A 26364-nucleotide genomic window follows, 5' to 3' on the forward strand; every position below is an offset into this window, starting at 1 on the left:
ACGTCGGGTCAGGGGGCGTCGGGGACGCGGGCGGGCGGGGCCGAGCCCACGGTCACGGCGCCGGCCGGCGGGCGGGCCGTGCTGGACAGCGCCAGCGCGACCGCGGAGGCCGCGGCGGCGGCCAGCAGGGCGGTCAGGACGTCGACGTGGTCGGCGAGGAAGCCCAGCAGCGGCGGCCCGGCCAGGAAGGCCGCGTACCCGACGGAGGAGACGACGCTGACGCGGGCGGCGGCGCCGGCCTCGTCGTCGGCGGCCGCGGACATGCCCAGCGGGAAGCCGAGCGCGGCGCCCACGCCCCAGGCGGCCGCGCCGAGGAGCGCGACGGGCAGCGAGGGGGCCAGGACCACCACGAGGACGCCGACGACGGCCAGGGCGGCGCAGGCGCGCAGGGCCGCGACCCGGCTCACCACGCCCAGCAGGACCGGGCCCAGCAGCCGCCCGACCGTCATGAAGACGACGAAGACGGCGAAGCCGGCGACGCCCGTGTCGTGGGAGGCGCCGTAGCCGTCGACCAGCCCCAGGGCCAGCCAGTCGTTGGCGGTGCCCTCCACGAAGGCCATGCACAGGACCATGACGCCCAGCAGCAGCGTGCGCGGCTCGCGCCAGGCGTCGCGCAGCGCCAGGCCGCGCGGCTCCTCCTGCCCCGGCTCGGGGGCCGGGGGCGCGGCGAGGAAGCCGCGCACGGCCACGAGCGTGGCGGCCAGGACGAGGACGGCCAGCGTCCCCAGGTGCGCCCACGTGGGCACGCCCAAGCGCAGCAGCAGCACGCCGAGGCCGGCGGCGGCCACGGTGCCGAAGCTGAACCCGGCGTGGAAGCGGGACATGATCGAGCGGCCGAGGCGGCGCTCGACGGCGGCGCCCTCGACGTTCATCGCCACGTCCCAGGCGGCCGTGCCGGCGCCCTGGACGAACAGGCCGGCGGCCACGAGGGCGGCGCTGCCGACGACGTCGACGCCCACGGCGACCGTCAGCAGCCCGGTGGCGACGGCGAGGACGCCGGCGGTGACCGTGCGCACGCGCCCCAGGCGCATGACGACCAGGCCGGCCAGCGGCATCGTGACCACCGAGCCCACCGACAGCGCCAGCAGCAGGAGGCTGAGCTGGCTGTTGCTCAGGCCCAGGTCCTCGCGGACCGTCGGGATGCGCGAGATCCAGGTGGAGAACGCGAACCCGTTGAGGGTGAAGGCGGCGTAGACGGCCGTGCGCGCGCGCAGGACGGCCCGGTCGGGGCCCGCCGCGCGGGGCGCGGGGACCGCGGGGCCGGGGACGGGCCCGGTCACGGCAGGCGCACGACGGCGCGGGCGCGGCCCAGGACCTTCACGCCCGCGCTGGTGACGGTCAGCTCCACCGTGGCGGTGCGGGCGTCCTCGTCGCGGGCGCTGACCCGGCCGGCCACCCGCACGGCCGCGGCGGCGCCGGCGGGCACGACGACGGGCTGGGTGAACTTGGTGCCGAAGGAGACGACGGCGCCCGGGTCGCCCGCCCAGTCCTCGACGGCCGAGCCGGCCAGGCCCATCGTCAGCATGCCGTGGGCGATGACGTCGGGCAGGCCGACGGCGCGCGCGGCGGCCTCGTCCTGGTGGATGGGGTTCTGGTCGCCGCTGGCGTCGGCGTAGGCGACGAGGTCGTCGCGGGTGAGCGCGTGCTCGACCTCGGGCAGCTCGTCTCCGACGGCCACGTCGTCGAAGCGGCGGGCGCCGGTGGGGGGCTGGCTCACGAGTCGGCTCCGCGGACGACGAGGGTGGACACGGCGGTGCACACCGGCTCGCCGGCGGCGGTGCGCAGCTCGCTGCGCGTGGTGACCATCGCGTTGCCCGCCACGACGCGCACGCGGTCCACGTGCAGCTGGGCGACGACCTCGTCCCCGGCCACGATCGGGCGGTGGTGGGTGAAGGTCTGCTCGCCGTGGACGACGCGGGAGAAGTCCACGCCCGCGGCCGGGTCCTGCACGAACTGCGCGTCGGCGCGCTGGGCGAGCACGACGGCGAAGGTGGGCGGCGCGACGACGTCGGCGTGCCCGAGGGCGCGCGCGGCCGCGGCGTCGTGGTGGGCCGGGTGCCCGGCGCGCACGGCGCGCGCGAAGGCCCGGACCGCGTCGGCGGTGACCGACACGGCCGGGCCCACGGGGTACACCCGCCCCTGGAAGGACTCGTCGACGGTGACGGGGTTCGAGGGGCTCACGGTGCCGCCTGCTGCGCGCTGGGTCAGCGGGTCTCGCGGTGGGTGGTCTTGCGCCCGCAGCGGGGGCAGAACTTCGCCAGGTCGAGCCGGTCGGGGTCGTTGCGCCGGTTCTTCTTGGTGATGTAGTTCCGCTCCTTGCACTCGGTGCAAGCCATGGTGATCTTCGGGCGGACGTCGGTGGTCTTGGCCACGGCGGGGTGCCTCTCTCGTTCTCGGTCCAGCGGGCGGCGCTCGCGAGAGCTCGGCGGTGCGCCGCGGTCTGCCGTCCAGGGTACGCCCGTGCGGCGGCCACCCGGCACGCGGAACGAGCGGCCGCCCACGGGGGACGACCGCTCGCACGTCTCGCGTAGCGGAGGCCGGACTTGAACCGACGACACAGCGATTATGAGCCGCTTGCTCTACCAACTGAGCTACTCCGCCGTGCACGCCCTGCGCGCGGGCGTGCTGCGAGCCCCGATCGAGGATTGAACTCGAGACCTCTTCCTTACCAAGGAAGTGCTCTACCACTGAGCTATCGGGGCACTCGCCGCGCTGCGCGGCGTGAGGGCGAGCCTACACGCCGCGACCCGGGCCCGTTGACCGGACCCGGGTCGCGCCTCGCGACGTGGCGGGTGATGGATTCGAACCAACGAAGGCAATGCCGGCGGATTTACAGTCCGCTCCCTTTGGCCGCTCGGGCAACCCGCCATGCCCCCGGCGTGCCGGGGACGAGTGAGAGGATAGCAAGGTCCCGGGGGTGCGGTCACACCGGCCGCGCACCGGGTGCGAGCACGCCGCAGCAGCACCGTCCAGGCAGCACCAGTCAGCACCAGGCAGCACCGAGGGGGAACCGTCCGTGGCCAGCGAGTCGTCGTTCGACGTCGTCAGCAAGGTGGACCGGCAGGAGGTCGACAACGCGCTCAACCAGGCGGCGAAGGAGCTGTCGCAGCGCTACGACTTCAAGGGCGTGGACGCCTCGGTGCGCTGGAGCGGGGACACGATCCTCATGGCGGCCAACAGCGAGGAGCGCGTCACCGCGGTGCTCGACGTCCTGCAGACGAAGCTGATCAAGCGCGGGGTGTCGCTGAAGGCGCTGGACACCTCCGAGCCGGCGGCCTCCGGCAAGGAGTACCGGATCACCGCCACCCTCAAGGAGGGCCTGGAGCAGGACGTCGCCAAGAAGATCGGCAAGCTCGTGCGCGACCAGGGCCCCAAGGGCGTCAAGACGCAGGTCACCGGGGACGAGATGCGCGTGTCCTCCAAGAGCCGCGACGACCTGCAGGAGGTCATCGCGCTCCTCAAGGGCGCCGACCTGGACGTGGCGCTGCAGTTCGTCAACTACCGGTGAGCCGCCCCTCCCCCGCGGCCCGGACCGGCCCCGCCCCCACCCGGCGCGCGCTCCTCGGCCTCGCGGCGCTGGGCGGGGCGGGCGCGCTGGCCGCGTGCTCGGGCGGGGAGCAGGCACCGGCACCGACCACCCCGGAGCCGACGCCGACGCCCACGGAGACCGGGCCGGCGCCCGAGCCGACGCCCACGGAGACCGAGGAGCCGTTCGTCCCCGAGGGGCTGAGCGAGTCCCAGCGCAGCGAGTACCGCTTCGGCGACCACCCGCGGCAGGTGTCCGACCTGTGGCTGCCGGCCGACGGGCGGCGCGAGGCGATCGTCGTCCTCGTCCACGGCGGCGGCTACATGGCGCGCACCGACCGGCGCAACCTCAACCTGCACGTGGCCGACCTCGTCGGCCGCGGCTGGCCCGTCCTCAACGCCGACTACCGCGGCTACGACGACGAGGGGGGCGGCTGGACGGGGACGTTCACCGACGTGGCCACGGCCGTGGACATGGCCGCCGAGGCCGCCGCCCAGCACGGCCTGCCGCTGGAGCGCACCGCCGTCGTGGGGCACTCCGCGGGCGGGCACCTGGCGCTGTGGGCCGCGGCCCGGCCGCGGCTGCCCGAGGGGGCCCCCGGTTCCGGCCCGCGGGTCGTGCCCGTCGTGGCCGCGTCGATGTCCGGGGTGCTGCACCCCACGGCCCTGGGCGGCGAGCCCGGCGACCCGAACGTCGTCGCCGTCTTCGGCGGGCCCGCCGCCGTCGTGGACCAGCACTACGCCCTCGGCGACCCCACCCGGCTGGTGCCGCTGGGGGTGCCCCTGCGCGTGGTGCACGGCACCGCCGACGACACCGTGCCCGTCTCGCAGACGCAGGAGTTCGCCGACGCGGCCAGCGCCGCCGGGGACGCGGTGGAGCTGACCCTCTTCGAGGGCGGCACCCACGTCGACCCGCTGTACGTCGGCGAGGAGACCTGGGGCACGGTGCGCGACTGGGTCACCGCGCAGCTGGAGGCGCGGGGCGCCTGACCGCGCGCGCCCGCCCGGTGAACCGGGCGGGCGCGGGTCGGGCGGTGGGGCGGCTCAGCGGCGGTAGCCGGCCAGCCCCTCCAGGCGGGCGATGCGCTCGGCCATCGGCGGGTGGGTGGCGAACATCCGCGACACGCCGCCGCCGCGGAACGGGTTGGCGATCATCAGGTGGCTGGAGTTGACCAGCTCGCGCTCGGGCGGCAGCGGCAGCTGCCGGGTGCCCATCTCCAGCTTGCGCAGCGCCGAGGCCAGCGCCAGCGGGTCGCCCGTCAGCTTCGCGCCGTCCTCGTCGGCGTCGTACTCGCGGGTGCGGCTGATGGCCAGCTGGATGAGCGTGGCGGCCATCGGCGCGGCCAGCGACAGCAGCAGCACGGCGACCGGGTTGCCGCGCTCGCCGTCGCGGCCCCCGCCGCCGAAGGCCCCGAAGAACATCCCGAACTGGGCGATCGAGGTGATGAGACCGGCGACGGCCGCGGCCACCGAGGAGGTGAGGATGTCGCGGTTGTAGACGTGCATGAGCTCGTGCCCGAGGACACCGCGCAGCTCGCGCTCGTCGAGCATCTGCAGGATGCCCTCGGTGCAGCACACGGCCGCGTTGTCGGGGTTGCGGCCCGTCGCGAAGGCGTTCGGGGCCATCGTCGGGGACACGTACAGGCGCGGCATCGGCTGCTGCGCGCGGTTCGACAGCTCCCGCACGATCCGGTACATGGCCGGCTGCTCGGCCTCGGAGACCGGGCGCGCGCGCATGGCGCGGATCGCCAGCTTGTCGGAGTTCCAGTAGCCGTAGGCGGTGGTGACCACGCCGAGGACGGCGAAGACGAGCAGGAAGACCGGTGCCCGGAACGAGCTGGCCAGCACCCAGCCCAGCAGCAGCAGGACGGCCCAGATGGCCCCGAAGAGCGCGGCGGTCTTGAGACCGTTGTGGTGGCGGTGCAACCCGGCCCCTCCCTCGGCTCCGCCCCGGACGACGCGGCGCCCGGCGGGACGGCTGCCCGGGCGCACCGGTGCAACGCGCCGCCGGGGGGAGGCGTTCCGGCGAGGCGGCGCGGAGGGCCCGGACGGCTCAGCGCCGGTGGCGCGCGCCCGGGTGCGCGGCCGCCAGGCGCGGACCCTCGCCCGTGCCCAGCCGCTCGCGCAGGGTCGTGCCCGCCGCGGGCCGGGGCGCCAGCCGCCCGCGACGCTCCAGCTCGGGCACGAGGTGGTCCACGACGTCGGCGAAGGTGCCCGGCATCGTCGCGTACATGAGGTTGAAGCCGTCCACGTCGGCGACGTCGGCGAACTCCTCCAGCGCGTCGGCGACGGTGGCCGGTGAGCCGGCCAGCACCGGCCCGCGCCCGCCCACGGCGACGAAGCGGGCCAGGTCGTCGACCGTCCAGGTGCGTTCGGGGTCCTGGGTGAAGCTCGCCAGCGCCGAGCGGTTCGCGTCCGTGGTCACGTGCTGCAGCGGCTCGTCCGGGGCGAGGCCGGCCAGGTCCACGCCCGTCCACCCGCCGAACAGGGCCAGCGCCCCCTCCCGGCTGGCGCGCTCGCGGTAGTCGGCCAGCAGGGCCGCTGCCTCCGCGTCGTCCGGGCGCACCACGACGGTCAGCCCGGCGAAGACCCGCACCGCGCGCGGGTCGCGGCCGGCCCGCTCGACCTGCTCGCGCAGCGCGTCCACCGAGCGGCGCACGTGCCGCGCGGTGGGGCCGATGACGAAGACGGCCTCGGCGTGGGTGCCGGCGAAGCGCTGCCCGCGCGGGGACGAGCCCGCCTGGAAGACGACCGGGGTGCGCTGCGGCGACGGCTCGCACAGGAAGGCGCCGGGCACGTCGAAGTACCGGCCGTGGTGGGCGATGTCGTGGACCTTGGCCGGGTCGGCGAAGACGCCGCGCTCGGCGTCGCGCACGACCGCGCCGTCCTCCCAGGAGCCCTCCCACAGCTTGTAGCAGACCTCCAGGTACTCCTCGGCGACCTCGTAGCGCTCGTCGTGGGCGACCTGCGCGGTGAAGCCGAGGTTGCGGGCCGCGGAGTCCAGGTAGCCGGTGACGACGTTCCACGCCACCCGCCCGCCGGTGAGGTGGTCCAGCGTCGTCAGCCGCCGCGCCAGGGAGTACGGCTGCTCGTAGGTCGTCGTGACCGTCAGCCCGAAGCCCAGCGTCGACGTGACCGCCGCCATCGCCGAGACCGCGCCCAGCGGGTCGTTGACGGGCACCTGGGCGGCCGCGCGCACGGCGGCGTCGCGCGAGCCGCCGTGCACGTCGTAGACGCCGAGGACGTCGGCCAGGAACAGCGACTCGAACCCGCCGCGCTCCAGCAGCCGCGCCAGGGACGTCCAGTGCTCCAGCGTGCGGTAGTCGGCGCTGCGGTCCTCCGGCCGCGCCCACAGCCCGGCGGCCTGGTGGCCGACGCAGGCCATCGCGAAGGCGTTCAGGCGCAGCGGGCCGCGCCCGGCGGGGGTGCTGCTCACCGCTCGCTCCCGGCCAGCGGCGCGAACGCGGTCTCGCGGGCGGCGGCCGCCGAGACGGCCGTCAGCACCGCCAGCAGGCTCAGGTACCCGGCGACCAGCCACGGCGACCCGCCGCCGGCGGCCAGCAGCGCGGCGGCGATCAGCGGGGTCAGCCCGCCGCCGAGGACCGCGCCGATCGAGTAGCCCAGCGAGGCGCCGCTGTAGCGGGTGCGCTCGTCGAACTGCTCGGCGAAGAACGCGCCCTGCGAGCCGTACATGCTGTCGTGGCCGAGGTTGACGGCCACGACGACGGCCGCGCCGATGAGCAGGCCCGCCCCGGTGTCGAACAGCCAGAACGCCGGGACGGTGAACACCGCGGTCAGCACGGCGCCGAACAGGTACACCGGCTTGCGGCCCACCCGGTCCGACAGCCGGCCCCACAGCGGGGTCGCGGCCAGGCTGACGACGGAGGCGACGAGGACCGCGAGCAGGCCGACGTCCGCGCCGTCCTCGCGCACCTGGTTGGTCAGGTAGTTCAGCGCGAACACCGTGTAGAGGACGTAGCCGCCGTTCTGGCCCAGCCGCATGCCCGTCGTCAGCAGGACGCCGCGCGGGTTGCGGCGCAGCACCTCCACGACCGGCTGGCGGGCGACCTCCCCGGCCTCGCGCACCGCGCGGAACGCGGGCGACTCGGTGACCTTCAGCCGGATGAGCAGGCCGACGACGACGAGGACGGCGCTGACCAGGAACGGCACCCGCCAGCCCCAGGAGAAGAACTGCTCGTCGTCCAGCAGCGTGCGCGTCAGCCAGAAGCCGCCGCTGGCCAGCACCATGCCGGCCGCCGAGCCCATCTGCGGCACGGCGCCGTACAGGCCGCGCCGGCCCGGCGGGGCGTGCTCCACGGACAGCAGGACCGCGCCGCCCCACTCCCCGCCCGCGGAGAAGCCCTGCAGCAGCCGGGCCGTGGTCAGCAGCACCGGCGCCCACACGCCGATCTGCGCGTAGGTGGGCAGCAGGCCGATGAGCGTGGTGGACACGCCCATGAGCAGCAGCGCCGCCACGAGGACGACCTTGCGGCCCACCCGGTCGCCCAGGTGGCCGGCGACCGCGCCGCCCAGCGGGCGGGCCACGAAGCCCACCGCGTAGGTGGCGAAGGCCGCGACCGTGCCGGCCGCGGTGCTGGACTGCGGGAAGAACAGCGGGCCCAGGACGAGGGCGGCCGCCGTGCCGTAGAGGTAGTAGTCGTACCACTCGATCGTGGTGCCGACGAAGGAGCCGAGGGCCGCGCGGCGGCGCGCGACGTCGGGGGCGGGCAGGGCGCGCGAGGGCGCGGGGGCGGTGCTCACAGCAGGTGTCTCCCATCGGTCCTGGCGGTAGCACCGTCCCTCGCGGGTGGTTGCTGCGACGTCGACGAGCCAGGTCTCTCGGTCGCTCTGGATGGCCGCCGGGAACGCTAGGCCATCGCCGCGGGAGCGCGCAACGCGCGGCGCTCGTCACGGCGCGTCACGGCGGGCTGTCGCGGCGGGGCTGTTGCGGCGGCGCGGGCGCGGCGGGAGGCTCGCGCCGTGCACAGCGGGGGCGATCTCGGCGCCGAGGAGGCCCTCGCCCTGTTCCGCGCCACCGCCGACAGCGTCGACCTGACGATCTGGACGACCGACGCGGCCGGGCGCTGCACGTTCGTCAACCGCGCCTGCCTGGAGTTCTTCGGCACCACGCCGGAGCGGATGGCCGGGACGTCGTGGCGCTCGATCTGCCACCCCGACGACGCGGACGCCTACCTGCGGGAGTTCGACGAGGCCACGGCGCAGCGGCGCGGGTTCCGCGCGCAGGTGCGGGTGCGCCGCGCCGACGGGCAGTGGCGCTGGGTCGAGACGCAGGCGGCCCCCCGCTTCTCCGCCGACGGCGACTTCCTCGGCCTGACGGGCGCCAACCCCGACGTGACCGACCACCGCCGCCGCGAGGAGGCCGCGGCCGTCCTCGCGGCCGTCGGGGAGGACTTCGCGCGCGAGGAGTTCGGGCTGGCGGCCCTGCGCGGCATCGCGCGCCGCGTCGCCGCGCACACCGGCGCCGACCGCGTCACCGCGTGGGCGGTGGAGCCCGGCGGCGGCGCGGCCGGGCCGGTGCTGGAGGTGGTGGCCGACGAGCCCGGCGGCGCGACCGGCGACGACCCGCCCGGGCCCGGCCCCGCCGCGCGGCTGCGCGCGGGGCGGGTGCTCGTCGAGGGCGGCGACGTCCTCGTGCCGTTCGTCACGGGCGGGCGGTGGGTGTTCCTGCTGCGGGTGCGGGCCGCGGCCGGGCGGCGCTGGCGCGAGGACGAGCTGGACCTGCTCGCCGACGTCGTGCCGCGCGCCTACCTGTGCCTGGTGCGCGAGCGCGAGGAGCGCGCCGTCCGCGAGCGTTGCGCGCGCGCCCGCGAGGTGGCCCGGCAGCTGCAGCGGGCGCTGCTGCCCGGGAGCCTGCCGGTGCTGCCGCGCGCGGAGACGGCCGCCCGCTACCTCGTCGCCGGCGGGGACGGGGCCCGCGCGGGCGGGGACTGGTTCAGCGCCCTCGTGCGGCCGGACGGGCGGCTGGCGCTCGTCGTGGGCGACGTCGTCGGGCACGGGGTGACCGCCTCGGCCGTCATGGGGCAGCTGCGCGCCGTGCTGGAGCAGCGGCTGGCCGACGGCGACGCGCTGCCGGTCGCGCTGGCCGCGCTCGCGCGCACCGCCGCCCGGGTGCCGGGCGCGTCGGCGGCCACGGTGTGCGCGGCGGTCCTCGACCCGGCCACGGGCGAGGTGGAGCACGCCGTGCTGGGCCACCCGCCGCCGCTGGTGGCCGGCCCGGGCGGGGTCCGGCGGCTGCCCGCGGGCGGCGCCGGGCCGCTGACGTCCTCGCTGACGGCCCCCGGCGCGCTGCCGCCCACGGCCGTGGACCGGCTGGCGCCCGGCGAGCTGCTCCTGCTGCACACCGACGGGCTCGTCGAGCGGCGCGGCACGCCCCTGCCGCAGCGCCTGGAGGCCCTGGCGGCCGCCGCCGCGCGCGCGGCCGCCCCGCCCGGGCGCGCGGCCGGTGCCGTCGTCGACGACGTGGTCACCGCCCTGCTCGACGGCGCGGTCCAGGACGACGCGACGGTGCTCGCGGTGCGCCCCCGCCCGCCCGTGGCCCCGCTGCGGTGCGGCGGGCCGGCGGTGCCGTCGTCCGTGCGCCGGCTGCGGCGGGAGGTGGCGGCCTGGCTGGCGGCGGCCGGGGCCGGCTCGCGGGACCGGCGGCTGCTCGCGCTGGCCGCCGGGGAGGCCGTCACCAACGCCGTGGAGCACGCCTACCGCGGCGCCCCGGCGGGGCGGGTGGAGGTGCGGGCGCGGCTGGAGGACGACGGCGCCGCGGTGCTGGAGGTGCGCGACGACGGGCGGTGGCGGCCCGCGGACGCCCACCCCGGCGACCGCGGCCGCGGCCTGGTGATGGTGGGCGCCGCCGGCAGCGTCCGGGTCGACCGCGGCGGGGACGGCGGCGGGGACGGCGGCGGGGACGGCGGCGGGGAGGGCACGACGGTGCGCGTGCGGCGGGTGCTGGGCGCCGACGTGGACCAGCGCGACCCCGGCGGGCGGGACGGCGAGGACGCCGGGGAGGACGCCGGGGAGGACGACGGCGGGGCCCGCGACGACGGCGTCCTGGCGGTGCGGGTCCTGCCGGCGGGCGGGCCGGGCGCGCCCGTGCCGGTGCGCGTGCGCGGGCCGGTGGACCTGGAGTCGGCGCCCCTGCTGCAGGAGGAGCTGCTGCGCGCGGGCCGGCACGGCGCCGTCCCCCTGCGGGTGGACCTGGCCGGGGTGACGCACCTGGCCAGCGCGGGGGTGCGGGCCCTGTGGGCGGTGCGCGACGCCGTGGGCGCGGGCGCCCTGGCGCTGCGCGCGCCCGACGGCACCACCGCCGCCCTCGTGCTGGACCTCGTCGCCCTGCCCCGCGAGCCGTGAGGGCGGCCGCGCCCGGCTCGTCAGCGCGTCAGCCGGGCACCCCCGCGCGCACGTCCAGCGCGCCGAGCCCGGTGGCGTCGCGCACGTCGCAGTCGCGGTCGAGAACCACGGTCAGGGGCGTGCCGGCGCGGCGGCAGCGGCGGTCGGCGGCCGTCAGCACCGACACGGCGGCCGAGCCGAGGTAGTCCACGCCCGTCAGGTCCACGACCACGCGCTCGGGCGGGGCGGCCTGCGCCTCGGCGGTCCCCACGGCGGCCGCGAACCGGCGCGCGGTCAGCAGGTCCACCTCGCCGCGCACCGTCAGCAGCCGCCCGGCGTCGCAGGGGCGGGGGCCCTCGACGACGAGGTCCTCCCCCGGTCCGCCGGCGGCGCCCCCGTCGCGACCGCCCTCCCCGGCGGCCAGGGCGCGGTCGAGCAGGTCGTCGACGCGCCCGTGCGCCCCGGCGGGCAGGACGCTCGTGCGCGAGACGAGGTCCACGAGGCGCTGGGCGAGCACGGCGAGCTTGACCTGGCTGTGCATCGAGTACCACTTCAGCAGGCCGAAGGCCTCCTCGGCGTCCACGCCGTAGGCGAGCATCAGCGCCCCCTTGGCCTGGTCGATGAGGGTGCGCGAGGCCAGGGCCACCTCGAGCTGCTCCTGCACGCGCTGGCCGATCCACCCGTCGGTGGCCGCGGAGACGTCGACGACGTGCCCGCGCACCCGCCGCAGCGGCGTGCCCGGCCGCTCCGGGTCGGCGGCCCCGGTCACCACCACCGCGCGGGGGGCGGCGGCAGCGGCCTCGGGGGCGGCGGGGTGCGCGGCGGGGCCGGGGTCGGTCAGCACGGGCACCTGCACGGCGAACGGCTCCCCGTGCAGCGCGCAGGAGCGGACGGCGGCCAGCAGGTGCTGCCAGCCGGCCGGGCCGTACAGGTCGCGGACGCGGTCGGCGCTCAGCGCCGTCCAGCGGCGCTCGCCGCCGTGCACGGCGTTCGTGCCGGCGGACCACCACCAGCGGCCGCCGGGCAGGTCGGCGACGTAGGTGCCGGTCGGCAGGTCGAGCGGGGGGCGGGTGCGGGACACGGGGGGCTCCAGGTGCGGCGACCGCGGCCCGTGGGCAGCGGTCGGCGGTCGAGCACGCTGCTGTACCCGGGCGGGGTGCGCCCGCGGCCATCCTGGCCCCGCACCCGGTCCCGGCGCCACCCCCGCGGGCGGTGCCGGGACCGGGGCTGCGTCAGGACGAGCGGCGGCGGCGCAGCTCGGCGCTCAGCGCCGGGACGACCTCGGTGAGGTCGCCCACCACGCCGTAGTCGGCGAACTCGAAGATCGGGGCGTCGGCGTCCTCGTTGACGGCGACGACCGTCACCGAGGCGTCCATGCCGCCGCGGTGGTGCACCGCGCCGGACACGCCCGCCCCCACGTACAGGCGCGGGCTGATCGTGACGCCGGTCTGCCCGACCTGCGCCTCGTGCCCGATCCAGCCCTCGTCGGTGGCCACGCGGGTCGCGCCCACGGCCCCGCCGAGGACGTCGGCGAGCTCCTCCAGGGGGGCGAAGTCGCCGTTGGTGCCGCGCCCGCCCACGACGACGACCTCCGCCTCGGCCAGCGAGGGTCGGTCCGAGGTGGGCCGCGGCGCGCGCGAGACGACGGTGACGGCGCGCGCCGCCGCGGACGCCTCGACGCGGTGCTCGTGCCGCTGCGGCTGCGAGGGCCGCGCCACGGGTGCCGCGCGCAGCGCGTGCGGCTTGACGGTGACGACGGCCAGCTCGCCGGTCACGGCGCAGCGGGTGGCCCACGAACCGGCCAGCACGGCCTTGCCGGCGACGACGCGCCCGTCGGCGACCTCGACGGTCGTGGCGTCCGTGACGACCCCGCCGCGCTCCTGCACGGCCAGGCGGGCGGCGGCCTCCTTGCCCTCGAAGGTGGAGGCCAGCAGGACCAGCGGCGCGGGGTGGGCGGCCAGCACGGCGCGCAGCGCGTCGGTCACCGAGGCCGTCAGGCGGTCGTCGGCGCCCTCGACGTGCACCAGGTGCAGGTGGTCGGCGCCGTGGGCGGCGGCCAGCTCGGCGGCCGCCCCGTGCCCGTCGTCGCCCACCCACGCCGCGTGCACGGCGCCGGGGTCCCCGGCCAGCTCGCGAGCCAGGGTGAGCAGCTCGGCGGCGGTGGACCGCGGCGCGGACCCCTCGCGGGCCGGGTGGTGGTCCAGCAGGACGAGGACGTCCATCACGCGAACCCCTTCGCAGCCAGGTAGTCCGCGAGGTCGCGGACCACGGCGTCCGTGTCGGCCGTGTCGGTGACGACGACGCGCCCGGGCCGCTGCGGGCGGGGCGCGGCCTCCAGCACGCGGGTCGTCGAGCCGTCCAGGCCGACGGAGGCGCCGTCCACGCCCAGCGCGGCCAGGTCCAGCACCGTCACGGGCGCCTTGCGGGCGGCCAGGATGCCCTTGAAGGCCGGGAAGCGGGCGCGGAACGCCTGGTCGGTGACGCTGAGGACCACCGGGGCGGGCGCGGTCAGCTCCTCCACGTCGGCGGAGGTCTCGCGGCGCACGGACACGGTCCGGCCGTCCGGCCCGTCGGCCACGTCGACCCGGTCGACGAGCGTCAGCTGCGGCCAGTCCAGCTCCGCGGCCAGCGCCGCCGGCACCAGCGAGGTCAGCCCGTCCAGCCCGGCCATGCCGGCCACGACGACGTCCACCGGCTCCTGCGCGTGCAGGTGGCGCACGGCCGCGGCCAGCACCCGGGCGGTGGCCAGGGCGTCGGAGCCGGCGACCGCCTCGTCGGCGACGTGCACGGCCGTGGTCGCGCCCATCGCCAGACCGCGACGCAGCGCGTCCACGGCCGCGGCCGGGCCCACCGTCAGGACGGTGACGTCGTGCGGCGGGGCGCCCCCGGCCGGCGGGTGCGCCTCGACCAGGCGCAGACCCGCCTCCAGGGCGTCCTCGTCCAGCTCGTTGAGGGTGTCGTCCTCCCCGCCGCGGGCCAGCAGGCCGTCGGGGCGGAAGGACCGCGCGGACTGGATGTCCGGGACGTGCTTGACGCAGACGACGACGCGCACCTCAGGCCCCGGCGCCCGCGTCGGCGAGGACCTCGCGCGAGTAGCGGACCATGTCCTCGCGGGGGACGACCTTGACGCGCTCGCGGCCCTGGGCCTCGCCCAGCGCCCGCTCGTAGGCGTCCAGGACCTCCCAGTCGTCCCACGTCAGGACGTCCACGCCCTTGGCGCGCAGGAAGTCCACGACCGCGTCCGGGTCCGGCGCGGTGGCGCGCGGCAGGCCGGCCGCGTCGGCGACGAGGTGGCGCACCGTCTCGGAGGCGTCGGACTTGGTGTGGCCGATGAGACCGACGGGCCCGCGCTTGATCCAGCCCGTGCAGTACAGGCCCGGGACCTGCTCGCCCTCGGGGGACACGACGCGGCCCTCGTGGTTGCTGATGACACCCTTGACGGCGTCGAACGGCACGCCCGGCAGCGGGGAGCCGAAGTAGCCGACCGCCCGGTAGACGGCCTGCACGTCCCACTCGTGGACCTCGCCGGTGCCCTCGACACCGCCGTCGCCCGTCAGGCGGGTGCGCTCGGTGCGCAGGCCCACCACGTGCCCGTCGCGGCCGACGATCTCCTGCGGGGCGTGCAGGAAGTGCAGGTGGATGCGGCGCGAGGCCGTGCCGGCCGACTCGCGCACCGCCCAGTCCGTCAGCGTCTTGACGACCTGCTTGGTCTGGTTGGAGGAGGCGATGGCCGCCTCGGAGCCGGCGTCGAAGTCGAAGTCCTCCGGGTCCACGAGCACGTCGACGTCGCGGACGTGGCCCAGCTCGCGCAGCTCCAGCGGCGAGAACTTCGCCTGGGCCGGGCCGCGGCGGGCGAAGACGTGCACGTCGGTGACCTTGGACGCCTTCAGGCCCTGGTAGACGTTGTCCGGGATCTCCGTGGGCAGCAGGTCGTCGGCGTGCTTGGCGAGCATGCGCGCCACGTCCAGGGCGACGTTGCCGGCGCCGAGCACCGCGACGCTGGAGGCCTCCAGCGGCCACTCGCGCGGGTAGTCGGGGTGCCCGTCGTACCAGGAGACGAAGTCCGCGGCGCCGAAGCTCTCCGGCAGGTCCACGCCCGGCACGGCCAGCGGCGCGTCCTCGATGGCGCCCGTGGAGAAGACCACCGCGTCGTAGTGGCGCTGCACCTCCTCCAGCGTGATGTCAGTGCCGAAGTCCACGTTCGACAGCAGCCGGACGTCCCCGCGGCTCAGCACCTTGTGCAGGGCGACGACGATCTGCTTGATGCGGGGGTGGTCGGGCGCGACGCCGTAGCGCACGAGGCCGTACGGGGCGGGCAGCCGCTCGAAGAGGTCGATGCTCGTCTCGACGTCGGCCTTGGACAGGATGTCCGCCGCGTAGATGCCGGCCGGCCCGGCGCCGACGATGGCCACGCGCAGGGGACGGTCGCCGTTCGCGCTGCTCACAGGGTGGATCGCCTTCCGTCAGGGGATCGACAGGGCGGCCGGCGGGAGCGTGCTCGCTCGTGCTCCGCGCAGCCGGTCGTGCTCACCGGGCGGCCCACGCAGGAGCCCCGGCCTCCGAAGGCAAGCCTAACGCGCCGGGCCGCGACCACCCGCCGAGCGGGGTGCGGGCGGGCGTGGAGGTGCTGCGAGGATCCGCCGGTGCCGTCCCCCGCCTCCTCCACGCCCTCCCCCGCGTCACCCCTGGCGGGCGCCGACCGCACCGGCGTCCTCGCCGGCTTCGCCTCCTACGCCCTGTGGGGCGCCTTCCCCTTCTACTTCGCCGCCCTCGTGCCCGCGGGCGCCGTGGAGGTCCTGGCCCACCGGGTGCTGTGGGCGCTGCTGGTGTGCGCGGTCCTCCTGACGGCGCTGCGCCGCTGGGGTCCCGTCGTGCGCGTGCTGCGCACCCCCGCCCTCCTGGGCCCGCTGTCCGTGGCGGCCGCGGCCATCGCGCTCAACTGGGGCGTGTACGCGTGGGCCGCGACCACCGGGCACGTCCTGGAGGCGGCCCTGGGGTACTTCGTCAACCCGCTGGTGACCGTGCTGCTCGGCGTCCTCGTGCTGCGCGAGCGGCTGCGGCGCGCGCAGTGGGCCGCCGTGGCGGTCGGCGCCGTCGCGGTCGTCGTCATCACCGCCGACCTGGGCCGGCTGCCGTGGGTGGCGCTGACCCTGGCGGGGTCCTTCGCCACGTACGGGCTGCTGAAGAACCGCCTGGCGCGCTCGCCCGCCGGGCGGGTGGACGCCCTGACCGGCCTGTCGGTGGAGACGGTCGTGCTGGCCCTGCCGGCGGCGGCCGCGCTGGCGGTCATCGGCGCGGGCGGCGCCTCGACGTTCACCGGCCACGGGCCCCTGCACACCGCGCTGATGGCGCTGCTGGGCGTCACCACGGTCGTGCCGCTGCTGCTGTTCGCGGTGGCCGCCGGACGGGTGCCGCTGACGCTCATCGGGCTGCTGCAGTACCTGACGCCCGTCCTGCAGTTCCTGGCCGGCCTGGCGCTGGGCGAGCGGATGCCCGCCTCGCAGTGGGTCGGGTTCGCGCTGGTGTGGGTGGCGCTGCTGGTGCTGACCAGCGACGCCCTGCGCACCGCCTCCCGGGGGCGCCGGAGCGCGCGCGCGGGTACCGCGGCGGGGGTCCCTCCGGCACAGTGAGCGCGTGGACCTGCCGGTGCGACCGCCCGTGGAGCCGATGCTGTCGCGGGCCGCGGACCGGGTGCCCGCCCAGCCGGACGGGGAGCCGGCGTGGCTGTACGAGCCGAAGTGGGACGGCTTCCGCTGCCTGCTGTTCCGCGACGGCGACGAGGTCGTCCTCGGCTCGCGCGGCGGCAAGCCGCTGACCCGCTACTTCCCCGAGGTCGTGGCCGGGGCGCTGGCCGAGCTGCCAGCGCGCTGCGTCGTGGACGGCGAGCTGGTCGTGCCCGGCCGGGACGACGGCGCGGGCGGCGACCGGCTGGACTGGGAGCTGCTGTCCCAGCGCGTGCACCCCGCCGCCAGCCGCGTCGAGACGCTGTCGCGGGAGCAGCCGGCGCTGCTCGTGGCCTTCGACCTGCTCGCCGTCGGCGACGAGGACCTCACCGGGGAGCCGACGGTGCGGCGGCGGAAGAGGCTCGCGCGCGAGCTGTCCGGCAGCGGGCCCGTCGTCCGCGTCACCCGCGCCACGCTGGCCGAGGACGTGGCCGCCCGCTGGTTCGCGCTCTTCGAGGGCGCCGGCCTGGACGGCGTCGTCGCCAAGCCGCTGGACGCCCCCTACGCGCCCGGGCAGCGGGTGATGACGAAGGTCAAGCACCGGCGCACCGCCGAGTGCGTCGTCGTCGGCTACCGCGAGCACAGGAGCCTGCCGGGGGTCGGCTCGGTGCTGCTGGGGCTGCGGGTCGGCGAGGAGGTGCGCGGGGTGGGCGCGGTGACGGCCTTCACCACCGCCCGGCGCGCCGAGCTGCTGGCGGAGCTGTCCGCGCTGCGGCTGGGCGAGGACGTGCGCACAACCGGGGAGCCGAACCGGTGGAACGCGCGCCGGGACACCTCCTGGGTGCCGGTGCGCCAGGAGCTCGTGTGGGAGGTCGAGTACGACCAGCTGGAGGGCTCGCGGTTCCGGCACTCCCCGCGCTTCCTGCGCGCCCGGCCCGACCGGGACCCCGCCGGCTGCGCGCTGGACCAGCTCGACGTGCCCGCCCGGTACTCCCTGGCGGACGTGCTGACCGGAGCGGGGGCCCGCTGATGGCGACCGCGCGGCCCCCGGCGCAGGAGGTCGACGTCGACGGCGTCCCGGTGCGGCTGACCAGCCCGGGCAAGCCGTACTTCCCGGCGCTGGGCGAGCGGGGCACCAAGCGCGCCGTCGTGGACCACTACCTGGCCGTCGCGCCCGCCCTGCTGGACGCCGTGCGCGACCGGCCCGTGCACCTGCAGCGCTTCCCCGACGGCGTGGAGGGCGAGGAGGTCTACTCCAAGCGCCTGCCGCGCGGCGCGCCGGAGCACGTGGCGGCGGTGCGGGTGGCGTTCCCCTCCGGGCGCACCGCCGACGTCCTGCGCCCGCGGCAGGCCGCCGACCTCGTGTGGGCCGTGCAGCAGTCGACGATCACCTTCCACCCGTGGCCGTGCACCGCCCCCGACGTGGAGCACCCCGACGAGCTGCGCGTGGACCTTGACCCGCAGCCGGGCACCGGGTTCCGCGAGGCGCGCGAGGTGGCGCTGGAGCACCTGCGCCCGCTGCTGGCCGAGCTGGGGCTGACGGGCCTGGTGAAGACCTCCGGCGGGCGGGGCCTGCACGTCCTCGTGCCGCTGGAGCCGCGGTGGGACTTCACCGCGGTGCGCCGCGCGGGCATCGCGCTGGCCCGCGAGCTGGAGCGGCGCGCCGGCGGGCTCGTCACGACGGCGTGGTGGAAGGAGGAGCGCGGGCGGGCGGTGTTCGTCGACTACAACCAGAACGCCCGCGACCGCACGATCGCCGCCGCGTGGTCGCTGCGCCCCACCGCCCGCGCGACCGTCTCGGCGCCCGTGACGTGGCAGGAGCTGGCGGACGGCTGCGCGCCCGACGACTTCACCCTGCTCACCGTGCCCGCCCGGCTGGCCGCCGTCGGCGACCCGTGGGCGGGCGCCCGCTCGCCCGCGCCGCTGGACGCGCTGCTGGAGCTGGCCGACCGCGACGCGGCCGCCGGGCTGGGCGACCTGCCCTACCCGCCCAACTACCCGAAGGTGCCCGGCGAGCCGCCGCGCGTGCAGCCCTCGCGGGCCCGGCGCGACCCGGCGGGCTGACCCCTCCCGCCCCGCCCGGACGGCTCAAGGCGGCGCCCGCGCGCGCCGATGGGAGGGGACGCCGGACCCGCCGGCGCCCCGCCGCACCGACGCCGCCCGAGGACTCGCCATGCCGAGCACCGCCCGCACGACCACCGCAGCGACCGCCGCCGGCAGCTCCGGCGCCCGGCCGTCCGCCGGCTGGTTCGCCGACCAGCCCGTGGGCCGCAAGGTCGCCGCCGCCGTCGGCGCGGCCTCGCTCGTGGCCGTCGCGGTCGGCGCCACCGCCGTCGTCGCCCTCGAACGCACCTCCGCCGTCTCCGCGCACCTGTCCGGGCACGACGTGACCGCCCTCGTCGCCCTGGGCCGCGTGCACCAGGAGGAGATCAAGACGCGGATGCTCGTCGCCCAGCACGCGGCCGTGCCGGGCGCGGAGGCCAAGGCCGAGTACGCGCAGAAGATCGTCGACAGCGACGCCGAGCTGGACGACTGGGCCGCCCGCTACGAGGCCGTCGTCGGCGCCGAGGCCGCCGGTGCCGCCGACTGGCAGGCGTTCGTCGACGGCTGGGACACCTGGCGCGAGATCCGCGACGCGCAGCTGCTGCCCGCCTCCGACGCCGGGGACGCCGCCGAGTGGGGGCGCGTGACCGCCGACGTGGCCCAGCCCGTCATCAGCGACCTGGCCGACGCGCTGGACCGCGTCGAGGTCGCGCAGGAGGCCGACGCCGCCGGCGAGGCCGCCCACGCCGCCGACGTCGCCCGCTCCACCCGCCTGACGGTCCTCGGCGTCCTGCTGGCCGGGCTGGCGCTGGCCGTGGCCATCGGCGCGCACGTCACCCGCCTGCTCGTGCGGCCCCTGCGCACCGTGTCCGCCTCCCTGGAGGCCATGGCCGCCGGCGACCTGACCGCCACCGCCGACGTGCGCGGGCGCGACGAGGTCGCGCAGATGGCCGACGCCCTGGCCCGCGCCCAGGAGGGCGTGCGCGGCACCGTGGGCGCCGTCGTCGCCTCCGCGCAGTCGCTGGCCGCGGCCTCCACCCAGCTGACCGGCAGCGCCGAGCGGATCAGCGGCGCCGCCGCCCAGACCGCCGAGCAGGTCCGCACGGCCGCCGACGTGGCCGGGCAGGTCTCCGGCAGCGTCGGCACCGTCGCCCAGGGCGCGGAGGAGATGCAGGCCGCGATCCGCGACATCGCCGCCGGCGCGGCCGACGCCTCCGGGGTGGCCGAGCGGGCCGCCGCGCTGGCCGACCGCACCAGCGCCACCGTCGCCCGCCTGGGCGACAGCTCCCAGCAGATCGGCGACGTCGTGCGCGCCATCACCGCCATCGCCGAGCAGACCAACCTGCTGGCGCTCAACGCCACCATCGAGGCCGCGCGCGCCGGGGACGCCGGCAAGGGCTTCGCCGTCGTGGCCGGCGAGGTCAAGGAGCTGTCCGCGCAGACGGCCCGCGCCACCGAGGACATCACCTCGCGGGTGGCCTCCATCCAGGCCGACACCGCCGAGGCCGTGCGCGCCATCGCCGACATCGCCGAGGTCGTCGGGGAGATCTCCGGCTTCCAGACCACCATCGCCTCCGCGGTGGAGGAGCAGAGCGCCACCACGGCCGAGATGAGCCGCAGCGTGTCCGAGGCCGCCGCCGGCACCGCCGACATCGCCCGCGGCATCACCACCATCGCCGGGGCCGCGGCCACCACCCGCGAGGGCGTGGACGGCGCGCGCGCCGCGACCGCCGAGCTGTCCCGGATGGCGCAGGAGCTCAGCGCCCTGGTGGGCCGCTTCCGGGTCTGAACCGCCCGGCTGGGAGGCTGGCGGCCCCGCGACCGCACCGGCGGCGCGGGGCCGGCACGCCCCCAGGAGGACCCCCGATGCACTTCCACGGCCGCACCGCGCTCGTCACCGGCGCCAGCACGGGCATCGGCGAGCACCTGGCCGCCGAGCTGGCCGCCCGCGGCGCCGACCTGGTCGTCGTGGCCCGCAGCGGTGACCGGCTGCGGGCGCTGGCCGAGCGGCTGGGCGCCGCGCACGGCCGCCGCGTCGACGTCGTGACCGCCGACCTGGCCGAGCCGGGCGCCGGCGCGCGCGTCGTGGCCGAGGTCGAGCGGCTGGGCGTCACCGTGGACGTGCTCGTCAACAACGCCGGCTTCGCGCTGTCCGGGCCGGTGGCCGGGGCCGCGCGGGACACCGGTGTGGACCGGCTCGTGTCCCAGGTGCAGGTCAACTGCACGGCCCTGGTGGACCTGACGGCGCGGCTGCTGCCGGGGATGGTGGACCGCCGCTCCGGTGTGGTCCTCAACGTCGCCAGCACCGCGGCGTTCCAGCCGGTCCCCAACATGGCCGTCTACGCGGCGACGAAGGCGTTCGTGCTGTCCTTCACCGAGGCGCTGTGGGTGGAGAACCGGCGCACCGGCGTGCGGGTCCTCGCGGTGTGCCCGGGGCCGACCGAGACGCCGTTCTTCGACACCGCCGGCCAGGACAGCGTCGGCGACCTGCCGCGGCGCACCGCCACCGACGTGGTCGCCACCGCGATGGGGGCCCTGGACGGCAGCGGGCCGACCGTCGTGGACGGCCCGCTGAACAAGGTGACGGCCGCCGCCCCGCGCTTCGCCCCGCGCCGCGTGACGGCGCTGCTGAGCAAGGTGGTGACCACCCGCCGCGGGCGGCGCTGAGGCCGCCTGGGGCACCGCCCGGGGGGCTCAGCCCACCCGGTCGGCGACCGTCGCGGCGTAGGCGGCCAGGGCGTCGCGGGCCGCGCCGGCCGGCACCGCCACCAGGTGCCCCGTGGCGCGCTCGGCCCACTCGCGCGCCGCGCGCCGGGCCGCCGCGGTCGCCGGGTGCTCGCGCAGCCGGTCCACCGCCTCGGCCAGCACCGCGTCCTCGTCCAGGCGCCCGGAGTCCAGCAGCCCCACCAGCGCGCCGGCCGCGACGTCGCCGGCGGCGGCGGCCCGCCGCGCCAGCAGCACCGGCAGCGTCGGCACCCCCTCGCGCAGGTCCGTGCCGGGGCGCTTGCCGGAGTCCTCGGTGTCGCTGGTCAGGTCCAGGACGTCGTCGGCCAGCTGGAAGGCCACCCCGACGTCCTCGCCGTAGCGGACCATCGCCTCCACCGCGGCCGGCGGGGCGCCGCCGAACAGGGCGCCGAAGCGGCCGGCCGTGGCGATCAGCGAGGCCGTCTTGTCGCGCAGCACCCCCAGGTGGTGCTCGACGGGGTCCTCGCCCGGCTGCGGGCCGACCGTCTCGCGCAGCTGCCCCAGGCACAGGCGCTCGAACGTGGACGCCTGGATGCGCACGGCCTCCGGGCCCAGCTCGGCCACCACGTTGGAGGCGCGGGCGAACAGCAGGTCGCCGGTGAGGATCGCCACGCTGTTGCCCCACACCACGTGCGCGGCGGGCGCGCCGCGGCGCGTGGGCGCGGAGTCCATGACGTCGTCGTGGTACAGCGAGGCCAGGTGCGTCAGCTCCACGACGACGGCGGCGCGCACGACCTCCGGGCGCGACGGGTCGCCCAGGTGGGAGGCCAGCAGCGTCAGCAGCGGGCGCACCCGCTTGCCGCCGGCGCGCACCAGGTGCCGGGCCGCGGCGTCGGCCAGCGGGTCGGTCGTGCCGACCGCGTCGGCCAGCAGCGCCTCCACGTCGTCCAGGCCCTCGCGCAGCGCGGTCTCCAGCGCGGGGTCGCTCGTCGGCATCGCCACCGACCGGTGCGCCGGGCCGGTGGGGACGCTCGTGCCGGCGCCCGCGGCGCCCGCGGCGCTCACGAGGCCGGCGCCAGACGGCTCAGGGCCACCACGAGCCGGTCGGAGGCGTCCCGCGAGGTGGGGTCGGCCAGGTTGGCCAGCAGCTTGACGACGAGCTTCATCAGCCCCGGGCGGGGCATCCCGTAGCGCGTCGCCACCCGCATGACCTCCGGGTGGCCGATGAGCGAGACGAACACGCGGCCCAGCGTGTAGTACCCGCCCAGGTCCGCGCGAACCGCGGCCGGGTAGCCGTGCAGGGCGCGCTCGCGGGCGCGCTCGTCACCGGCGTCCAGGGCGCGGTCGACGACCTCGGCCGCCAGGCGCGCCGAGCGCATCGCGTAGGCGATGCCCTCGCCGTTGAACGGGTTGACCATGCCGCCGGCGTCGCCGACCAGCAGCAACCCGCGCGTGTAGTGGGGGGTGCGGTTGAAGGCCATCGGCAGGGCCGCCCCGCGCACCGGGCCGACCTGCTCCTCCTCCACGAAGCGGTGCTCGGCGGGCATCCCCGCCAGCCAGCGGCGCAGCAGCTCGCGGTGGTCGACCGTGCCGACGTCCCCGCCCAGCACGCCCAGGCCCACGTTGGAGGTGCCGTCGCCCACGCCGAACACCCAGCCGTAGCCGGGCAGCAGCGTCCCCGTCGCCGGGTCGTGCAGCTCCAGCCAGCTCTCCAGCCAGTCGTCGTCGTGGCGCGGGGAGCGGAAGTAGGTGCGCACGGCCACGCCCAGCGGGCGGTCCTCGCGCCGGTGCAGGCCCAGCGCCAGGCCCAGGCGCCCGCCCACGCCGTCGGCGGCCACGACCACGGGGGCGCGCCAGACGGTCTCCTCGCCGGCCTTGCGGCCGCGCTCGTCGACGGGGCGCGCGCGCACGCCGACGACCTGGCCGGTGCGCTCGTCCACGACCGGGCCGGTCACGCTGGTCAGCTCGTGCAGCTGCGCGCCGCCGGCCTGCGCGTGGCGGGCCAGCGCCTCGTCGAAGCGGGCGCGGGTGTGCACGACGCCGTGGTCGGGGGCGTCGGCCAGGTCCGGCCAGGGCACCTGCAGCCGCACACCGCCGCCGAGCAGGCGCAGGCCCCGGTTGGGCAGCCAGCCCTCCTCGCGCGGCGTGGGCACCCCGAGGGCGCGCAGCTCCTGCACGGCGCGCGGGGTCAGGGCGTCGCCGCACACCTTCTCCCGCGGGAAGGCGGACTTCTCCAGGACGACGACGCGGCGCCCGGCGTCGGCCAGGTGGCGCGCGACCGTCGACCCCGCGGGGCCGGCGCCCACGACGAGCACGTCGGCCGTGCGCTCCCCCGCGCCTCCAGGCTGCACCTGCGGTCCTCCGGTCCTCGGCTGGCGGGCGCCCCTGCGGCGGCCCGCGTCGGTTGGTGACGACGGTTCGTGAAGACTTTCACGAAGTCCCGGGAGTCTAGTTCGCCGCCCGCACCCCCCGGTGCAGGGCGACCACGCCCGCGGACAGGTCCCGCCAGGCCACCCGCTCCCAGCCGGCCGCGGCCACCCGCCGCGCCAGCTCCGGCTGCGCCGGCCACGCCCCGATCGACTCCGCCAGGTAGCCGTAGGCGCCGTCGTGGGAGCTGACCAGGCGCGCCACCCGCGGCAGGCCGCGGCGCAGGTACACGCCGTACGCGCCGCGCACCAGGCGGTTCGGCGGGGTGGAGAACTCGCACACCACCAGCCGCCCGCCCGGGCGGGTCACCCGCGCCGTCTCGCGCAGCGCCCGGTCCACGTCGACGACGTTGCGCAGCCCGAAGGAGATCGTCACCGCGTCGAAGACGCCGTCGGCGAACGGCAGCCGCGTCGCGTCGCCGGCCACGAACGGCAGGTCGGGGCGGCGGCGCTTGCCGGTGCGGACCATGCCCAGGGAGAAGTCGCACGGCACCACGTGCACGCCGCGGTCGGCGAACGGCTCGCTGGAGGTGCCCGTGCCCGCCGCGAGGTCCAGCACCCGCTCGCCCGGCCGCGCGTCCACGGCCCGCACCACGGCCCGCCGCCACAGGCGGTCCTGCCCGGCGGAGAGGACGTCGTTGGTGACGTCGTAGCGCTCGGCGACCCCGTCGAACATCGCCGACACCTGCCGCGGCCGCTTGGACAGGTCGGCGAGCTCCCGCGGGCGGGAGGGCGGGCGGGACTGCGGGTGGGACACGGGCTCGGTCACCGCTCCATCGTCCCAGCCGGGACCGCGCGGCGCCCGGGCGGGCGCAGCGGCTCCGGGAGCCGTCCGCGCCTCGTGCGCGACGTCGTCCACGGCCACCCCTCAGCCCGCCGCGACGGCCGCGCGCACCGCGGCGGCGATCCGCTCCACCCGCGGGCGCACCAGCGACCGGTCCACCCGCAGCTCCACCACCCGCAGGCCCGCCGGGCGCGCCCGCAGCGCCGCCAGGGCCTGCGCGCGCGTGGCCGGGGCGGTGTGCGGGACGCCGTGCGCGGCGCACAGGGACGCCACGTCCACCCCGTGCGGGGTGGCCACGACGCGCTCGAAGACGTCGCGCGGCACCGCCGTCGCGTGCTCCAGCGTCTCGAAGATCCCGCCGCCGTCGTCGTTGACGAGGACGACGGTCAGGTCCGGGCGCGGCTCGTCGCGGCCCAGCAGCAGCGCGTTGGCGTCGTGCAGGAACGCCAGGTCCCCCACGAGCACGCGGGCCGGGCCGCCGCGCGCCAGCGCCACCCCGGAGGCCGTCGACAGCGTCCCGTCGATGCCCGCCAGGCCGCGGTTGGCCGTCGTGGGCACCTCGGCCGGGTGCGCGGCCAGGTCGACGTCGCGCACCGGGTTGCTGGCGGCCACGACCAGCGCCGCGCCGTCCGCCGCGCACGCGGCGACCGTCTCGCGGGCAGCCCACGGACCGCTCAGCCCGTCGTCGGGCAGCTCCCGCCCGCTCTCGTCCGCGCCGCCGTCCAGGACGGCGTCGACGGCCTCGCGGGCCAGCTTGCCCGCGCGCGCCCAGCGCCCGGCCAGCTCGGCCTCCGCGGCGGTGGCCGGCCCGGCCACCCGCGCCGCGGGCACGACCGCGCCGGCCCGGAACCCCGCGTCCGACCACGTGCCTCCGGGGCTGACGACGACGAGCTCGACGTCGTCGCGCGCCAGCAGCCGCGCGACCGGCCGGGACAGGGTGGGGTGGCCGAAGACGACGACCCGCTCGACCGCCGCGCCCAGCGGGCCCTGCGCGTCCTCGGCCTCCAGCAGCACCCGGTACGGGCCGACGGCCGCCGGGCCGCTGCGCGCGCCCGAGCCGGGCTCGGCCAGCAGCGGCCAGCCGGCGGCCTCGGCCAGCTCGCGCGCCGCGAGCCCCAGCGCGGGGTCGGGGGCGTCGCCGGCCAGGACCACCGTCGGCAGCCCCCGCTCCAGCAGCACGGGCGCGGCCGGGGCGGGCGCCACGACGCGGGTCAGGCCGCGCCGGTCCGCCGAGGGGCCGGCGTCCACGGGGCCGTCGGGGACCAGCGGGTCGGCGAAGGCGATGTCCAGGTGCACCGGGCCCGGGGAGCCGCCGCGCGCCCCGCGGGCCGCGGCCGCCGCGCGGGAGACCACCGAGCGCCACGCCGGGGCCTGCCGCCGCGGGTCCGTCGGGGCGGGCACGTCGGCGGAGAAGCGCACCGACGGCAGGAACATCCGCGCCTGCGCGTCGGCGGTCTGGCTGGCGCCCGAGCCGCGCAGCTCGTGCGGGCGGTCCGCGGACAGCACCACCAGCGGGACGCCGGCGTGGTGGGCCTCCAGGACCGCCGGGTGCAGGTTCGCCACCGCGGTGCCGCTCGTGGTCACCACGGCCACCAGGGGCGGTCCCGCGTCGCGGTCGCCCCCGCGGGCGCCGCCGCGGGCCAGGCCCAGGGCCAGGAAGCCGGCGGCGCGCTCGTCGACGCGCACGTGCAGCTGCAGCCGGCCGGCGCGGTCGGCGGCCGCGGCGGCGTAGGCCAGCGGCGCGCTGCGCGAGCCGGGCGAGAGGACGAGGTGGCGCAGGCCGAGAGCGACCAGCGCGTCGACGACGGTGGTCGCCAGCGCGGTGGAGGGGTTCGGCGCGCTCACCGCCTCATCCGTGGACACCGCCTCATCGTCTCCCCCCCACGGGGGTGCCCGC

At 77.7% G+C, this 26364-nt stretch carries 23 protein-coding genes, 3 tRNA genes and 1 riboswitch; of the genes, 8 read left to right on the forward strand and 18 right to left on the reverse strand.

From position 1 onward, the window contains the following. Positions 1 to 8: 8 nt before the first annotated feature. The 7 genes from AB8M62_RS09030 to AB8M62_RS09060 form a co-directional block, all read right to left on the reverse strand. Positions 9 to 1280: an MFS transporter gene (locus AB8M62_RS09030; protein ID WP_369055897.1), complete on the reverse strand. Its 1272-nt coding sequence runs from the start codon at positions 1278 to 1280 to the stop codon at positions 9 to 11. Next, complete coding sequence (locus AB8M62_RS09035; RefSeq protein ID WP_369069303.1) at positions 1277 to 1717, reverse strand: MaoC/PaaZ C-terminal domain-containing protein; 441 nt, start codon at positions 1715 to 1717, stop codon at positions 1277 to 1279. The genes AB8M62_RS09030 and AB8M62_RS09035 overlap by 4 nt, the downstream gene beginning before the upstream one ends. After that, entirely contained in the window at positions 1714 to 2181 is a 468-nt protein-coding gene (locus AB8M62_RS09040; protein ID WP_369055895.1) for an FAS1-like dehydratase domain-containing protein, read from the reverse strand. The genes AB8M62_RS09035 and AB8M62_RS09040 overlap by 4 nt, the downstream gene beginning before the upstream one ends. Before the next feature lie 23 nt (positions 2182 to 2204). Continuing rightward, positions 2205 to 2372, reverse strand: coding sequence for a 50S ribosomal protein L33 (gene rpmG, locus AB8M62_RS09045; protein ID WP_369055894.1), 168 nt, complete (start codon positions 2370 to 2372; stop codon positions 2205 to 2207). Positions 2373 to 2528: 156 nt separating this feature from the next. Beyond that, positions 2529 to 2601: transfer RNA gene (locus AB8M62_RS09050), tRNA-Met, on the reverse strand. A gap of 29 nt (positions 2602 to 2630) precedes the next feature. Further along, positions 2631 to 2702 (reverse strand) — tRNA-Thr (locus AB8M62_RS09055). An 84-nt stretch (positions 2703 to 2786) separates the two neighbouring features. Further along, positions 2787 to 2868: transfer RNA gene (locus AB8M62_RS09060), tRNA-Tyr, on the reverse strand. Positions 2869 to 3016: 148 nt separating this feature from the next. On the opposite strand from AB8M62_RS09060, the gene AB8M62_RS09065 reads away from it, so the two are divergent. Together AB8M62_RS09065 and AB8M62_RS09070 are read left to right on the forward strand one after the other, a co-directional pair. Then, positions 3017 to 3508: a YajQ family cyclic di-GMP-binding protein gene (locus tag AB8M62_RS09065; protein WP_369055893.1), complete on the forward strand. Its 492-nt coding sequence runs from the start codon at positions 3017 to 3019 to the stop codon at positions 3506 to 3508. Further along, positions 3505 to 4515, forward strand: a complete 1011-nt coding sequence (locus AB8M62_RS09070; protein WP_369069305.1) for an alpha/beta hydrolase family protein — start codon at positions 3505 to 3507, stop codon at positions 4513 to 4515. The genes AB8M62_RS09065 and AB8M62_RS09070 overlap by 4 nt, the downstream gene beginning before the upstream one ends. Positions 4516 to 4569: 54 nt before the next feature. Here AB8M62_RS09070 and htpX read toward each other — a convergent pair whose 3' ends face one another. The 3 genes from htpX to AB8M62_RS09085 form a co-directional block, all read right to left on the reverse strand. Beyond that, a complete protein-coding gene (gene htpX / locus AB8M62_RS09075) occupies positions 4570 to 5451 on the reverse strand; it encodes a zinc metalloprotease HtpX (protein WP_369055891.1) in 882 nt (293 codons plus the stop codon). A 127-nt stretch (positions 5452 to 5578) separates the two neighbouring features. Further along, positions 5579 to 6961, reverse strand: coding sequence for an LLM class flavin-dependent oxidoreductase (locus AB8M62_RS09080; protein WP_369055890.1), 1383 nt, complete (start codon positions 6959 to 6961; stop codon positions 5579 to 5581). Beyond that, positions 6958 to 8286 carry an MFS transporter gene (locus tag AB8M62_RS09085; RefSeq protein ID WP_369055889.1) on the reverse strand — a complete coding sequence of 443 codons (1329 nt, stop codon included), beginning with the start codon at positions 8284 to 8286 and terminating at the stop codon, positions 6958 to 6960. The genes AB8M62_RS09080 and AB8M62_RS09085 overlap by 4 nt, the downstream gene beginning before the upstream one ends. Before the next feature lie 9 nt (positions 8287 to 8295). Then, positions 8296 to 8384: riboswitch (SAM riboswitch) on the reverse strand. A 121-nt stretch (positions 8385 to 8505) separates the two neighbouring features. Here AB8M62_RS09085 and AB8M62_RS09090 point away from each other — a divergent pair. Further along, positions 8506 to 10887, forward strand: a complete 2382-nt coding sequence (locus AB8M62_RS09090) for a SpoIIE family protein phosphatase (protein WP_369069306.1) — start codon at positions 8506 to 8508, stop codon at positions 10885 to 10887. Positions 10888 to 10915: 28 nt separating this feature from the next. Here AB8M62_RS09090 and AB8M62_RS09095 read toward each other — a convergent pair whose 3' ends face one another. From AB8M62_RS09095 to AB8M62_RS09110, 4 genes are all read right to left on the reverse strand, one after another. Beyond that, positions 10916 to 11947, reverse strand: a complete 1032-nt coding sequence (locus AB8M62_RS09095; RefSeq protein ID WP_369069307.1) for an ANTAR domain-containing protein — start codon at positions 11945 to 11947, stop codon at positions 10916 to 10918. Between the two features lie 151 nt (positions 11948 to 12098). Further along, complete coding sequence (locus AB8M62_RS09100) at positions 12099 to 13088, reverse strand: electron transfer flavoprotein subunit alpha/FixB family protein (protein WP_369055886.1); 990 nt, start codon at positions 13086 to 13088, stop codon at positions 12099 to 12101. Continuing rightward, complete coding sequence (locus AB8M62_RS09105) at positions 13088 to 13918, reverse strand: electron transfer flavoprotein subunit beta/FixA family protein (RefSeq protein ID WP_369069308.1); 831 nt, start codon at positions 13916 to 13918, stop codon at positions 13088 to 13090. The genes AB8M62_RS09100 and AB8M62_RS09105 overlap by 1 nt, the downstream gene beginning before the upstream one ends. A 1-nt stretch (position 13919) precedes the next feature. After that, positions 13920 to 15311 (reverse strand): FAD-dependent oxidoreductase, encoded by a 1392-nt coding sequence (locus tag AB8M62_RS09110; protein WP_369055884.1) that lies wholly within the window; start codon positions 15309 to 15311, stop codon positions 13920 to 13922. Positions 15312 to 15509: 198 nt separating this feature from the next. Here AB8M62_RS09110 and rarD point away from each other — a divergent pair, with 198 nt between their 5' ends. From rarD to AB8M62_RS09135, 5 genes are all read left to right on the forward strand, one after another. Continuing rightward, positions 15510 to 16496 carry an EamA family transporter RarD gene (gene rarD / locus AB8M62_RS09115; RefSeq protein ID WP_369055883.1) on the forward strand — a complete coding sequence of 329 codons (987 nt, stop codon included), beginning with the start codon at positions 15510 to 15512 and terminating at the stop codon, positions 16494 to 16496. A gap of 4 nt (positions 16497 to 16500) precedes the next feature. Beyond that, the gene (locus AB8M62_RS09120) at positions 16501 to 17559 is read left to right on the forward strand and encodes an ATP-dependent DNA ligase (protein ID WP_369069309.1); all 1059 of its coding nucleotides are present in this window, start codon (positions 16501 to 16503) and stop codon (positions 17557 to 17559) included. Further along, entirely contained in the window at positions 17559 to 18593 is a 1035-nt protein-coding gene (locus tag AB8M62_RS09125) for a DNA polymerase domain-containing protein (RefSeq protein ID WP_369055881.1), read from the forward strand. Before AB8M62_RS09120 ends, AB8M62_RS09125 begins: the two co-directional genes overlap by 1 nt. 109 nt (positions 18594 to 18702) lie before the next feature. Further along, positions 18703 to 20361 carry a methyl-accepting chemotaxis protein gene (locus AB8M62_RS09130; RefSeq protein WP_369069310.1) on the forward strand — a complete coding sequence of 553 codons (1659 nt, stop codon included), beginning with the start codon at positions 18703 to 18705 and terminating at the stop codon, positions 20359 to 20361. Positions 20362 to 20438: 77 nt separating this feature from the next. Further along, positions 20439 to 21239 (forward strand): SDR family NAD(P)-dependent oxidoreductase, encoded by an 801-nt coding sequence (locus AB8M62_RS09135; protein WP_369069311.1) that lies wholly within the window; start codon positions 20439 to 20441, stop codon positions 21237 to 21239. Between the two features lie 27 nt (positions 21240 to 21266). Here the strand turns inward: AB8M62_RS09135 and AB8M62_RS09140 are convergent, their stop codons facing one another. The 4 genes from AB8M62_RS09140 to menD all read right to left on the reverse strand — a co-directional run bounded on the left by AB8M62_RS09140 (position 21267) and on the right by menD (position 26330). Beyond that, positions 21267 to 22322: a polyprenyl synthetase family protein gene (locus AB8M62_RS09140; RefSeq protein ID WP_438822265.1), complete on the reverse strand. Its 1056-nt coding sequence runs from the start codon at positions 22320 to 22322 to the stop codon at positions 21267 to 21269. Next, positions 22319 to 23608, reverse strand: coding sequence for a geranylgeranyl reductase family protein (locus AB8M62_RS09145; RefSeq protein ID WP_369055878.1), 1290 nt, complete (start codon positions 23606 to 23608; stop codon positions 22319 to 22321). The genes AB8M62_RS09140 and AB8M62_RS09145 overlap by 4 nt, the downstream gene beginning before the upstream one ends. A 97-nt stretch (positions 23609 to 23705) precedes the next feature. Beyond that, on the reverse strand, positions 23706 to 24452 hold the full coding sequence (locus AB8M62_RS09150; RefSeq protein WP_369069312.1) for a demethylmenaquinone methyltransferase: 747 nt from the start codon (positions 24450 to 24452) through the stop codon (positions 23706 to 23708). Between the two features lie 99 nt (positions 24453 to 24551). Then, a complete protein-coding gene (gene menD, locus AB8M62_RS09155; protein ID WP_369069313.1) occupies positions 24552 to 26330 on the reverse strand; it encodes a 2-succinyl-5-enolpyruvyl-6-hydroxy-3-cyclohexene-1-carboxylic-acid synthase in 1779 nt (592 codons plus the stop codon). Positions 26331 to 26364: the final 34 nt, after the last annotated feature.

It is taken from the genome of Kineococcus terrestris (assembly GCF_041020755.1).
GTDB lineage: Bacteria > Actinomycetota > Actinomycetes > Actinomycetales > Kineococcaceae > Kineococcus > Kineococcus terrestris.